Origin of the sequence: Brackiella oedipodis DSM 13743 (assembly GCF_000621025.1) — a bacterium.
GTDB classification, from domain to species: domain Bacteria; phylum Pseudomonadota; class Gammaproteobacteria; order Burkholderiales; family Burkholderiaceae_B; genus Oligella; species Oligella oedipodis.
Map to the genome: position 1 here is coordinate 179,977 of NZ_KK211205.1, position 12,653 is coordinate 192,629.

Below are 12,653 nucleotides of genomic sequence, written 5' to 3' on the forward strand. Positions count from 1 at the left end.
GACTAGGCTTGGAGTGTCGCTTCGAGGACTTTAGGTGTCAGCTGGCTTTCAGTGAGTCGTGCCGCTTAGGTCACTAGCGCAATAAACTGTTATTTTTGAATGATTAATGGCGCTGTTAGGCCTTAATAAAGACTGAACGAGTACGTCCACATAGGCTAGCTGGCAATCTAGGGTGTTTGACGTAACCTACTAAAGACCGGCCGCAGATCGGTTAAAATCAGCCTTTAATATGAGTAAATTTAGAGGATTGTTTCATGTCTGCCGAGCTTAAAAATGATGTCTTTCTGAGAGCATTACAACGCCAAGCGGTGCCTTACACGCCAGTCTGGTTGATGCGTCAAGCCGGTCGTTATTTGCCAGAATACAAAGCCACTCGCGCTCAGGCAGGCTCTTTTATGGGCTTGGCTCAGCATCCTGAATTTGCGACCGAAGTCACCCTCCAGCCCATCGATCGCTATGCTCTCGATGCGGCGATTTTATTTGCAGATATTTTATTGATTCCTGATGCCATGGGGCTAGGCTTGCATTTTGTGACGGGTGAGGGGCCACAGTTTGAGCGTCCGATCCAAACGGCACAGGCGGCCGCGCAGTTACAAGTGCCAGACATGAACAAGCTGAAGTATGTATTTGATGCGGTCAGTATGATTCGTCGCGAGCTGGATGGCAGAGTCCCTTTGATTGGTTTTGCGGGTAGTCCATTTACCGTCGCCTGCTACATGGTAGAGGGAGCGTCATCGAAGGACTATCGCACTATCAAAGCCATGCTCTACAAAACGCCTCAACTTCTGCATCAAATTCTCAATGTCACTGCACAGACCACGGCCCTGTATCTAAACGAGCAAATCAAAGCTGGAGCGCAGGCCGTGATGATTTTTGATAGCTGGGGTGGCGTTTTAGCCCATGGCGTATATCAAGAGTTTTCGTTGGCTTATATGCGGGCGGTGATGGAGCAACTAGAACGCCAGCACAATGGTCAAACCATTCCCGTTATTCTCTTCACTAAAGGGGGTGGCTTATGGATTGAGGATATGGCTAAATCGGGCGCGGATGCGCTTGGTCTTGATTGGACCATGAGTCTTGCCAAAGCACGCCAACTGACGGCAGACAAGGTTGCCTTACAGGGCAATTTGGATCCTATGGCTTTACTTGGTAGTGAGCAATCGCTGCGTGCTGAAGTGCGGCGTGTGCTCGATGATTTTGGTCAGGTCGGTGCTGGCGGTCATGTCTTTAATCTAGGGCATGGTATTAATCAATTTGTCGATCCAGAGCAAGTGCAGGTGTTGGTCGACGAAGTCCATTCTTATAGCCGCCAGTTTCATCAATAAATCCGATGGGCGATCCCGTTTGGCTGCAAGTCGCACTTGAGGTTCCGCTACCGAGCTTATTTGATTATCAATTGGCTCCCGGTCAGGAGGTGGCGATTGGACAGCGCGTCAGGGTGCAATTTGGTGCCAAACAAGCCATCGGCATGGTGATTCACAAGCCTGAGTCGCCGGATTACGACACCTCCAAAATCCAAACGGTATTACAAGTGATGGATGATGTGCCACCGTTAGATGCACAGTGGCTAGACTTAGCGAAATTTGCAAGCCAATACTATCATCGACCGTTGGGTGAGGTGGTGATGTCAGCACTGCCAGTGATGCTGCGCAAACCAGCCATGTACACCAGTGCCAAAGCCGCTGGCGGCCCAGTAGCGCGCTTGCAAGCCCGTCAGCAAAAAGCTGCACAAGCCCAAAAAAATAAGTGTTCTGCTGCAAAGGCAGCCGCAACCGAAACGAGCACAAAGGCTCAGGTTGGCCTTGAAATTGCGCAAACAGGTGCAGAACCTCGTCCTACCGTATCATGGCTTGATCTTAATACAGCCCAGCAAGAGGCGATCTCGCAAATTCAAGCCCAGTCGGGGTATCAGACTTGGTTATTGCATGGTGTAACGGGAAGTGGCAAGACTGAAGTTTATTTACACTTGATGCGCCGTGTTATTCAACAGCAGCAACAAGTATTGATGCTGGTACCAGAAATTAATCTTACGCCGCAATTTGAACAACAACTCAAGCAACGTTTTGCCGATGTCCTACCTGACGAGAGCGCTATTGTGGTCATGCATAGTAATTTATCCGATGGCGAGCGGCTCACGAATTGGTTAGCGATCCACACTGGCCAAGCCCAAATTGTTCTTGCCACTCGACTAGGTATTTTTGCGCCTCTAACAAATTTAGGTTTGATTGTCGTAGATGAAGAGCATGATGGCTCCTACAAACAGCAGGAAAAACTACGGTATTCGGCTCGAGATTTGGCCGTTTGGCGCGGGCATCAGTTGCAAATTCCTGTGGTCTTGGGCTCGGCCACACCGTCCCTTGAAACCTGGCACCATGTGCAAGAAGGCCGTTATCGCAAGCTTAGCTTACCCGCTCGAGCGGTCAAGAGCGGCTATCAACCGCAATTTGAGATTATCGATTGTCGCCAGCGCAAACTAATCGAAGGTCTGAGCGAGCCAGCACTCGAACAGCTAAAAACTTGTCTGGATCAGGGGCACCAGGCCTTAGTGTTTATTAATCGACGTGGTTACGCGCCCGTGTTGCATTGCCCGGCATGTGCTTGGACCAGTCAATGTCAACGTTGCTCGGTGGCTACGGTGCTACACAAAACAGCCCAGCAGCGTCGGGTCTATAATCAATATGTATTGCAATGTCACCACTGTGGTTGGCAAGCGCGTGTGCCCCGTAGTTGCCCAAATTGTGGTAATCAAGATCTCCGGCCGTTGGGCACAGGCACACAAAAAATTGAGGAGTTTCTCGGTCAGTACTTCCCGCAAGCGCGGATCCAGCGGATTGATGCGGATAATACCCGCCGCAAGGGCTCGGCACAACGATTGTTTCAGCAAGTGCACGATGGCGAGGTTGATATTTTGGTGGGCACACAAATGGTCTCCAAAGGCCATGACTTTAAGCGCTTGCAATTAGTTTGCATTGTCAATGCTGACAATAGCTTATATGCCTCAGACTTTCGGGCGCCCGAGCGCTTATTTGCGCAATTATTACAAGTTGCCGGCCGCGCGGGTCGTCATCTGCCTGGCGGTAAAGTGTTATTGCAAACTGAGCAGCCAGATCATATGTTATACCGTACCTTAGTGCAGCAAGATTTTCAGACTTTTGCCAATCAGAGCCTCCTGGATCGCAAGATAGCAGGCTTACCGCCATATTCTTTTCAGGCTCTATTGACGGCTCAAGCCAAGCAACTCGAGCAGGCGATTGGTTTTTTACAGCAGACTAAGGCCTTGGCGCAAAGCCCCGAATGTCGAGCGTTTGCAGTGACTTTATACGATCCGATCCCGCTGCGGATTATGCGTGTACAAAACGTCGAGCGTGCTCAGTTATTAATTGAAGCTGAGCAACGACCGCATCTGCAGGGCTTTCTAAACGTTTGGCTCGATCTAGTCAGTCAAGCGGCCAAACAAGAGCGCATTAAATATACGATCGAGATCGATCCCCAAGAAATCTAATTAACTGAATTTTGTATGAGCTTATTGGTTCAAGGGCTTAACCCCGCCCAGCAACAAGCCGTTTTATATTTAGACGGCCCTTGTCTTGTCTTGGCCGGCGCAGGTAGTGGCAAAACCCGTGTCATTACCCAAAAAATCGCCTATTTAATTAATCACTGTGGTTATCGTTCGCACAAAATCTGTGCACTGACCTTTACCAATAAGGCCGCTAAAGAAATGACCGAGAGGCTTAAACCCCTCGTGGACAAAAGCCTACTCAAGGGCTTGACCGTTTGTACCTTTCATGCACTGGGCGTGCGTTTTATACGCCAAGAGGCCAAGGCCCTAGGACTCAAAAGCAATTTCTCAATTTTAGACAGTACCGATGCCGGCGCTATTATTCAGGAGCTGTTGAGTACCACCGATAGAGGACGCATTAAAAGCGTGCAGCAAACGATTTCGCTTTGGAAAAATCAATTATTGTTACCAGCCCAGGCCGAAAAAATTGCACAAACGCCCGATGAAAAAGATGCGGCGCAGCTGTATCGCAGTTATGAAGCGACGCTGAGGGCTTATCAAGCGGTGGATTTTGATGATTTGATTTTGTTGCCGGTCTTATTGATGCAAGAAAACACCGAGGTTAGGGAGCGTTGGCAGCAACGCTTTAGCTATCTCTTGGTCGATGAGTATCAAGATACGAATACCTGTCAGTATGAGTGGCTCAAGCAATTAAGTGGTTTGCGCCAAATGTTTACAGCGGTGGGCGATGATGATCAAGCGATATACGCGTGGCGCGGTGCCACGATCGAAAATCTAGCGCGTTTACCGCAAGACTATCCCACGTTGAAGGTCATTAAATTAGAGCAAAACTATCGCTCTGTCAGTAGTATTTTGCACGCGGCGAATAATGTCATCTCCAAAAACCCCAATCTTTACAGTAAGACCTTATGGTCAGAGTTAGGCCAAGGCAGTCCAATTCAGGTCATGGTGATGGAAAACGATCTTGCCGAAGCCGAAACGGTGGCCATGCGGATATCTGCGGCACGCTTTGAGCGGCGTGCGAATTGGCAAGATTTTGCCGTTCTGTATCGAAGTAATCATCAAGCCAGAGCATTAGAGCAAGCCTTTAGGGAATTACGCATTCCCTACGTGTTGACTGGTGGCCAAAGTTTTTTTGAAAAAGCTGAAATTCGCGATATGTTGGCGTATTTGCGGATTTTGGCGAATCAGGAGGATGATCCCGCTTTTATTCGTGCCATCACTACGCCCAAACGAGGCATTGGCCAAATGACATTACACAAAATTGGTGAATTTGCCGCGTACCACGAAACCAGTCTGTTTGAGGCCGCGCTGCATCCTGAACTCTTAGCGCAATTAAGTAAGCGACAAGCCGAATTATTACAAGGCTTTATTCAGGCGCTCGAACGGTTACGCTGGCAAGCGGATAATGGGCGTCAAGCGCTGGCCAGTAATGAACTCTTTACGCCCGAGTTAATGGCGCCTGAAAGTCTACTCGATGAAATTATGCGTTTTATTGACTATGAGCGTTACTTGTATGAGGTTCATGAAGAACGGTCGGCCAATAATCGCTGGCAAAATGTCCAAGAGCTATGGCAATGGCTCAAACGCAAAGTCCAAGAAGAAAATTTAAACGTAGCGCAATTAGTGCAGCACATTGCCTTGATCACTCGCCTGGAGCGGCAAGATGAGCAAGAGGGCGATGCGGTTAAACTCACTACTATTCACGCCTCCAAGGGCTTGGAATATAACTATGTGCATTTAATTGGCGCCGAAGAGGGGTTGTTGCCGCATCTGGGCAAGGATGATGAGTATGGCGATCCCAACAAAGAGGAAGATAGTTATGCCGAGCGCGTGCAAGAAGAGCGGCGCTTGATGTATGTCGCCATCACTCGCGCTAGACAGCATCTAACGGTAACCTGGTGCCAAAAACGTAAGCGGGCGCGCGAACAAATCATTCGAGAACGTTCCCGTTTTATTGCAGAAATGGGTCTCGAAGAAATCAATAGCAAAGCCGATCCTTTTCAGCATATGAGTCCCAAAGAGCGTATCGCGCGTCTCAAAGAAATGCTTCGTGAAAAAGACCATTGATACCCCTAATTCTCTGATCTTGATAAATACCAAATAAGTCCTTGTAAATGCAGTAAAGGGCGGTGCCAAGCTTTAGCACAGGGGTATTTTGCATTATCATAATACTATTTACTAAGTGAAGGCTGGGGCTTGATTTGACGGCTCAGCTTAGCGAGTTGATTCCCAAAAAAGAAGGTGATGGTATGTCTATTTCAGAGCAATACGATGTTGTGATTATTGGCGCTGGTCCAGCTGGACTGAGCTTTGCCCGCAAAATCGCCCCTAGTGGCAAAAAAATCGCCATCATAGAAAAAAGCTCGAAGGAGGTACTCGCTAATCCTCCTTACGACGGTCGTGAAATTGCCTTAACCCACTTATCTAAGGAAATTATGCAGCACTTAGATATGTGGTCCAAAATCCCCGAAGACGAGATTTACTTACTTAAAGAAGCCAAAGTGCTAAATGGTCGCTCCGATTACACCTTGCATTTTCCGCAACCGCACACGGCTAGAGGCAAGCCAGCTGACACATTAGGCTATTTGATTTCTAATCATAATATTCGCCGCAGTGCCTACGAAGCCTGTCAAGCCTTTTCTAATATTCACTTTGTCACCGGTATAGGCGTAGAAAGTGCGAGTAACGATGGCCATTTGCCTATCGTTAAATTACAAGACGGCACCGAAATGACTGCACAATTACTGGTCGCCGCCGATAGCCGTTTTTCGAATACACGCCGACAACTTGGCATTTCTTGCGATATGCATGATTTTGGTCGGACGGTGATGGTGTTTCGCACGGAGCACACGAAATCTAATGGTTTAACGGCGACCGAATGTTTCTTTTATGGCAGTACCCTGGCCTGTCTACCTTTGGGTCAACACATGACCAATTGCGTGGTCACTATCGATGCTAACCGCACGCATGAGTTGCTGGACCTTAATCGTGAACAATTAGCAGCGCATATGCAGTCCTTGCTCAAGAATCGCTTGGGCGACATGAAGGTGCTGAGCGATATTCACAGTTATCCCTTAGTGGGCGTGCATGCGCGCAGTTTTTGTAGTCATCGTAGCGCCTTGATTGGCGATGCTGCTGTCGGTATGCACCCCGTGACCGCACACGGCTTTAATTTGGGCTTAGAGAGCGCTCACATCTTGGGTAACTTAGTGCTCGAAGCCGCGGCCGCTGGTCAAGACATCGGTAATAGCACATTATTGCAGCGCTATAATCTGCGCCACCAAGCCCATACACGTATTATGTATCACGGCACTAATGTGGTTGTTAAGCTCTTTACCAACGAAACCTCGCCAGCGCGCTTCTTGCGTAAAGCGGTCGTGCGCTTGAGTAATAATATGGCGCCTGTGAAATTTCTGATTAGCCGTCAATTAACCGGCTAGCGCTTGTCAGTTGGGGCTTGTGTCGACGGCTTGTCTGATAAAGGTTGCTTATCCTTCTTGGTGTGGCTTACGGCTTATTTGATTTTTTCTATGGCCAATACATAGGGTGCGCGTAAGGCTAGGTTAAGTAAACCATAATGCGCCGCAATATAGTATTGGCTATCTAGCGCTTTGACCCAAGTCGTTAGCGCCTGGTGCTCCTCAAGCCCCTGGGCATGGCCAGGATAGACAACGACAATCAAAAGTCCCTGTGGACGCAAGACACTGAGTGCTTGCTCCAAAGCAGTAAGCGTGGTGTCTACTCGTGTAGTGATGCGCTTATCGGCACCTGGTAAATAGCCTAAATTAAAGATCACTAGCTTGATTGCCCCATGTAACTCTGGACTTAAGTTCTGTGCCAGGTGTTCGTGACTCTCTAAGCGCAGTTGTACGTTGGCTTCGAGCCCGGCTTGCTGCAGCAAGCCTAGGGTATTGGCTAGGGCTTGGGGCTGAATATCAAAGCTAATGACTTGCCCCGTGCTACCTACATGCTGTGCTAAGGCCAAGGTGTCATGGCCATTGCCCATCGTGGCATCGATGACCGTGTCGCCTGCTTGCACACAGCGCTGCAGTAAATCATGAACAAATTCTAAAATTCGGGGGACGGATTGCTGGGGCATCAAGCGCTGCTCTCTATCAAAGCCATAATCAACTAGTATACAATTGAGTCTTACTAAATAGGCGTAAACACTGATTATTTAAGTGACAGAAAGGCAGTACATGGGTACGTATATCGCAGACATTGAAAATTATCCACATGAGCCAGAGCAGCAAGTGCCATGGGGGTTATCTGCGATTTTCTTGCTCAGCATAGGACTGATGCCCTTAGCCTCTTTAAGCCTGCCAGCGCTACCCAGTCTTATGTTTTATGTCAGCCTGGTGCTGGCGGCGATGATATGGGGTTATGCCAAATTTCAACGCCTACCGCTCTTGCCTGAGTTGCGGTTCGGACAACATAAACTATTCTGGTTCTGTGCCAGCCTATATCTGCTCACCGTCATCATCGCCAAAATCGGTAGCGGGGTCTTTTTTCATGGTTCAGAAATCGAGCGAACCGCGCGCTATTCGTTGGGCTTACCACTGCTCTATATGGGCTTACGCTACTTGCCTGCGAGCCGAATTCAACAAGTTATTTGGGGCATGCCTATTGCGCTGTTATTTGCGCTAGGGTGGATGATTTATCTGATTTGGCCTGATTTTAATCTGCGGCCCGAGACGGGTGACTACAATTACAATGCGGTTTCCTATGGCATTATCGTTTTAGTATTGAGTTTTTGCGCGCTCTATTCCCTCGGTATTCAATTAAGCGTTTACCGCTGGACCGAATTTATCATCAAACTGCTGATCGCGCTTTGCGGTTTCTATGCGTATTTTTTGACTCAAACGCGCACAGGCTTATTGCTAATGCCTGTGCTCTTATTGATTGGTTTGTTTTTGTGGTGGGGGCGCAAGCATTGGTGGCGCATCGTCTTGGTCGCCCTACTGGTATGTGGCTTAGCGGCCGTATTAGCCTTTAGTATGCATGGCTTTCGGGATCGGCTGGAATTGGTTCAGCAAGAAACCGTGCAATGCCAACAAGCGCCTACGACTTTATCCTCTATTTGTATTCGCTTTCAGCTGTGGCATTCTGCACTGGATATCTGGAAACGTTATCCGATTTTTGGCACGGGAGCCGATCGCCAATATCAGCAAGAGCTCAAAGATTATTATGTGCCGCGTCACGAGGTCAATCAATTTGTCGCCGACAACTGGGGCGAGCCTCATAACGATTATCTTAAAGCCGTCAGTAGTTTTGGGCTGTTTGGTTTGATTGGTCAGTTGATGCTCTGTGCTGTACCAGCGCTGTACTTTTTAGTGCAATTGTTGCGTGCGCGCTCCCGCCGTGCCCGCGTTTTTGCGGCGATGGGGCTGGCCTTTTGTGTAGGCTTTTCGATGGCGGGCTTTTTTGAGCTGATGTTCCGTGGCATGCGCACCGTGAGTTTTTATACCGAAATGATTGTGATCTTTTTTATATTGGTCCAAAAATACAATTTGCGGGCTGTTTATAATGATAAAAAACGTTTGTTACAGCAATTACTCAATAAAACCCAACCCTCCACTTATTAATGCGAAGGTCAATAAATTAAGGCATGGACTTAACTTCACAAAAACGCCATTCCAAATGGTATGAACGCGTCTTTTTTAGCACTACGGTGCAAATCTTGATTGCGACAGTCGTATGTGCTTTATTGCCCGCGGTCTTATTGTGGGGGCTGAATTTTTATGAACATCCAAGTCATACCCGACTTAATTCTGTAGTGGGGGTGGTGATCTGCAATATGGGTATTTTGATCACCCTCAGACATATCTTTCAGTTCCCGGGTAATCGAGGTTATGGGTTTATCATGACCCCCGTAGTGGTTTGGTATACCTTATTGCTGGCCTTGTTTTTTATTACACGTCTGAATTACTCCACAGTGTATATTGCTATTTGTCTAGCGATAGCAGTGGTGTATGCGTTTTTTGGACATTTTTTTGGGCGCCGCTGGTTTATCCCAAAAATCGCGGTGGCGCCTTTTGGTTATGCCCAAAATCTACTCAACACGGGGAACGCACTTTGGTATCCATTGCGTCAACCGGCATTATTATGCGATACCCGTATCGATATGATTGTGGCGGATTTACATTCCGAGCAGCTGGACGAAAATTGGCAAAAGTTCTTAGCCCATTGCGTCTTGAGTGGCATCCCTGTGTACAACGCCAAACAGGTCGAGGAATCGCTAACTGGACGAGTGCGTATTCGTCACATGTACGAAAATGAGCTTGGTTCTTTGCTACCTTCGGCGGTGTACTCCACGCTGAAGCGGCTTATCGATTTGTTCTTAGTCATTGTTTCGGCACCGCTAGTGATTCCTATCCTTATCATTACCGCTATTGCCATTCGTTGCGAGAGCTCGGGGCCGGTATTGTTTACCCAAAATCGTGTCGGTAAGGGGTGTAAGGAATTTCGTATCTATAAATTCAGAAGCATGGCATTGAACTCCGAAGCCGAAGGTGCGCAATTTGCGCAGAGCAATGACAGTCGCGTCACCCGTGTGGGCAAATTTATCCGTAAAATGCGCATAGACGAATTACCACAGTTCGTCAACGTGCTAAAGGGGGATATGAGCTTAATTGGCCCGCGGCCCGAACAAAAAATCTTTGTGGATGCCTTTGAAGAACAAATTCCCTTCTATAATTACCGCCATATTGTACGTCCTGGTATTTCTGGCTGGGCTCAAGTCACGCAAGGTTATACGGCAGACGTGGATGATACCCAAATAAAAATCGAACATGATTTTTATTACATTAAAAACTTCTCTTTATGGCTTGATTTATTAATCATTTTTAAAACCATTAAAACTATGCTGACAGGCTTCGGCGCTCGCTGAGGCATGCCAGTCATGCGGCGACTTTTGTCACCGTTAAGGGCTAGTCGCGAGGTCTGTACGCCATTTCAATTAATTGTCATGCTATGAAAATTGTTTATGTCATTACTCGCTCAGATGTGATTGGAGGCGCTAATATTCATTTATTAGACCTTGCTGTGGGTATGCAAGACGCGGGTCATGAAGTGACGGTGTTAATTGGGGGTGAAGGCGAGGTCAGCCAAAAATTTAGACAACAGGGTTTACAGGTGATCTCTCTTAAGCACTTAGTACGGCCTATTAAACCCTGGCAAGACCTCCAAGCCTTGTTAGAATTGCGCCGCGTCCTAAAGCGCTTAAAGCCTGATTTGGTTCATGCTCATTCTTCAAAAGCCGGAATTTTAGGGCGTTTAGCCGCCAAAAGTGTGGGCTTGCCTGTTATTTTTACAGTGCATGGTTGGGCCTTTACGGAAGGGGTCAGCGGTAGCACCAAAAAACGCTTTTATCAAATCTTAGAGCGCACTCTTGGGGCTTACACAGATCATATTATTACCGTCTCAGACTATGACCGTGAATTAGGGCTTAAATGCCACATTATTGCGCCCCAAAACATCACTACGGTCCATAATGGCATCCATGATTTAGCCCCATCTGACAAAGCGTCAAGTGCCATAAATCAGCGGGTAGACGATGAGGATTCCAGCGTTAAACTCATTATGGTGGCTCGCTTTGACCAGCAAAAAAATCAAGCCCTGGCACTGCAGGTTTTGGCCTCTCTGAAACAATTACCCTGGCATCTTTGCTTTATTGGTGACGGACCTACCTTAGATAAGGTGAAGCAACAAGCTCAAGCGGTGGGTTTAGCGCCGCAGGTGACATTTGCGGGTCGTTGTGATGACGTAGCACAACGGTTAGCACGAGCTGATGTCTTTGTTCTGACAACTAATTGGGAAGGCCTCCCCATCAGCATCCTAGAAGCGATGCGTGCTGGTCTGCCTATAATGGCCTCCGATGTGGGCGGTATACGCGAACAAATAACCACAGGTCAGCAAGGCTTTTTATTAGATAACAACGATCTAAACGGTATGCAGCGCTATTTTCAAGAAATGATTTGTGATGAGCGCCTACGGCATCGTATGGGAGTGCAGGCACGTCTTAAATTTGAGCAAGCGTTTAGTTTTGAGCAAATGCTCCACAAAACCCTTGGCATTTATGAACTGGTCCTAAGGGCTAGGACCCAGCCCAACAATCATTAGTGTGGTTTTAAGCCGAGCCCAAACAAAAAGCCGCTGTTGGATTCAGCGGCTTTTTGGTGATTTTTACGCGCATTACGCTAGCAAAAGCGTGAGTCGCTTATTTGCGTTGCTGATTGATGAGGCGAATGAGGTATTGACCGTAATCGTTTTTTTTCATTTTGTTGGCTTCAGCGAGCACTTGTTCATCGCTTAACCATCCCAAACGCCAGGCAATTTCTTCGAGGCAGGCCACCTTCATACCCTGACGTTTTTCGATGGTATGAATAAATTGGGAAGCTTCTATGAGGCTGTCATGGGTGCCGGTATCGAGCCAAGCAAAGCCCCGTCCGAGCAGCTCAACATTGAGTTTACCCGCCTTGAGGTACATCTCGTTGAGTGTCGTAATCTCGAGTTCACCACGGGCTGAAGGTTTGACTTCTTTGGCCATTTTGACCACGTCTTGATCATAAAAATACAAGCCCGTCACGGCCCAATTAGATTTAGGATGTGCGGGTTTTTCTTCGATGGAGAGGGCTCTGAAATGATCATCAAACTCGACCACACCAAAGCGCTCAGGATCCACGACTTGATAACCAAAAATAGTGGCATTACTCGCCTGACCGGCGCTTTTGAGTTTTTGGCCAAAGCTTTGGCCAAAAAAGATATTATCGCCTAGCACGAGCGCACAACGATCACCCTGGATAAAATCTTCACCAATAATAAAGGCTTGAGCCAGGCCGTCGGGTGACGGTTGAATGGCATAACTGAGTTCAATCCCGAATTGTGAACCATCACCCAATAAGCGTTTAAAGGCTTCGTTGTCTTCGGGGGTAGTAATAATCATAATTTCACGGATGCCAGCCAACATTAAGATCGATAATGGATAATAAATCATCGGTTTATCGTATATCGGTAATAATTGTTTAGAAACGCCGCGCGTAATAGGGTAGAGGCGCGTACCAGATCCACCCGCTAAGACTATGCCTTTCATATAGTTTCCTTATTGCTACTCGGTAATGGCGATGGCACT

General features: G+C 47.7%; 9 protein-coding genes. 7 read left to right on the forward strand and 2 right to left on the reverse strand.

Features of this window, described 5'->3' with window-relative positions:
- The first annotated feature begins 254 nt into the window (after nt 1-254).
- The 4 genes from hemE to ubiM all read left to right on the forward strand — a co-directional run bounded on the left by hemE (nt 255) and on the right by ubiM (nt 6,963).
- Nucleotides 255-1,325 (forward strand): uroporphyrinogen decarboxylase, encoded by a 1,071-nt coding sequence (hemE, locus tag Q335_RS0104125; protein WP_028357559.1) that lies wholly within the window; start codon nt 255-257, stop codon nt 1,323-1,325.
- Between the two features lie 5 nt (nt 1,326-1,330).
- Nucleotides 1,331-3,502, forward strand: coding sequence for a primosomal protein N' (locus Q335_RS0104130; protein ID WP_051532285.1), 2,172 nt, complete (start codon nt 1,331-1,333; stop codon nt 3,500-3,502).
- A 15-nt stretch (nt 3,503-3,517) separates the two neighbouring features.
- A complete protein-coding gene (locus tag Q335_RS0104135) occupies nt 3,518-5,590 on the forward strand; it encodes a UvrD-helicase domain-containing protein (RefSeq protein ID WP_028357561.1) in 2,073 nt (690 codons plus the stop codon).
- Between the two features lie 182 nt (nt 5,591-5,772).
- Nucleotides 5,773-6,963 (forward strand): 5-demethoxyubiquinol-8 5-hydroxylase UbiM, encoded by a 1,191-nt coding sequence (ubiM, locus tag Q335_RS0104140; RefSeq protein ID WP_028357562.1) that lies wholly within the window; start codon nt 5,773-5,775, stop codon nt 6,961-6,963.
- Between the two features lie 74 nt (nt 6,964-7,037).
- Here ubiM and mnmM read toward each other — a convergent pair whose 3' ends face one another.
- Nucleotides 7,038-7,622, reverse strand: coding sequence for a tRNA 5-(aminomethyl)-2-thiouridylate-methyltransferase MnmM (gene mnmM / locus Q335_RS0104145; RefSeq protein ID WP_038369371.1), 585 nt, complete (start codon nt 7,620-7,622; stop codon nt 7,038-7,040).
- Nucleotides 7,623-7,722: 100 nt separating this feature from the next.
- Between mnmM and Q335_RS0104150 the strand changes: the two genes are divergently transcribed.
- The 3 genes from Q335_RS0104150 to Q335_RS0104160 all read left to right on the forward strand — a co-directional run bounded on the left by Q335_RS0104150 (nt 7,723) and on the right by Q335_RS0104160 (nt 11,644).
- Nucleotides 7,723-9,108, forward strand: a complete 1,386-nt coding sequence (locus Q335_RS0104150; protein ID WP_028357564.1) for an O-antigen ligase family protein — start codon at nt 7,723-7,725, stop codon at nt 9,106-9,108.
- Between the two features lie 23 nt (nt 9,109-9,131).
- On the forward strand, nt 9,132-10,412 hold the full coding sequence (locus Q335_RS0104155) for a sugar transferase (protein WP_028357565.1): 1,281 nt from the start codon (nt 9,132-9,134) through the stop codon (nt 10,410-10,412).
- A gap of 83 nt (nt 10,413-10,495) precedes the next feature.
- Nucleotides 10,496-11,644 (forward strand): glycosyltransferase family 4 protein, encoded by a 1,149-nt coding sequence (locus Q335_RS0104160; protein ID WP_038369372.1) that lies wholly within the window; start codon nt 10,496-10,498, stop codon nt 11,642-11,644.
- Between the two features lie 97 nt (nt 11,645-11,741).
- On the opposite strand, the gene rfbA is transcribed toward Q335_RS0104160, so the two are convergent.
- On the reverse strand, nt 11,742-12,614 hold the full coding sequence (gene rfbA, locus Q335_RS0104165; RefSeq protein ID WP_028357567.1) for a glucose-1-phosphate thymidylyltransferase RfbA: 873 nt from the start codon (nt 12,612-12,614) through the stop codon (nt 11,742-11,744).
- Nucleotides 12,615-12,653 lie beyond the last annotated feature (39 nt).

What these genes read in the sequence shown, in the direction of transcription:
- Q335_RS0104160 (WP_038369372.1), top strand. Translation starts at nt 10,496, where the DNA reads ATGAAAATTGTTTATGTCATTACTCGCTCAGATGTGATTGGAGGCGCT.
- hemE (WP_028357559.1), top strand. Translation starts at nt 255, where the DNA reads ATGTCTGCCGAGCTTAAAAATGATGTCTTTCTGAGAGCATTACAACGC.
- Q335_RS0104130 (WP_051532285.1), top strand. Translation starts at nt 1,331, where the DNA reads ATGGGCGATCCCGTTTGGCTGCAAGTCGCACTTGAGGTTCCGCTACCG.
- mnmM (WP_038369371.1), bottom strand. Translation starts at nt 7,622, where the DNA reads ATGCCCCAGCAATCCGTCCCCCGAATTTTAGAATTTGTTCATGATTTA.
- rfbA (WP_028357567.1), bottom strand. Translation starts at nt 12,614, where the DNA reads ATGAAAGGCATAGTCTTAGCGGGTGGATCTGGTACGCGCCTCTACCCT.
- Q335_RS0104135 (WP_028357561.1), top strand. Translation starts at nt 3,518, where the DNA reads ATGAGCTTATTGGTTCAAGGGCTTAACCCCGCCCAGCAACAAGCCGTT.
- Q335_RS0104150 (WP_028357564.1), top strand. Translation starts at nt 7,723, where the DNA reads ATGGGTACGTATATCGCAGACATTGAAAATTATCCACATGAGCCAGAG.
- Q335_RS0104155 (WP_028357565.1), top strand. Translation starts at nt 9,132, where the DNA reads ATGGACTTAACTTCACAAAAACGCCATTCCAAATGGTATGAACGCGTC.
- ubiM (WP_028357562.1), top strand. Translation starts at nt 5,773, where the DNA reads ATGTCTATTTCAGAGCAATACGATGTTGTGATTATTGGCGCTGGTCCA.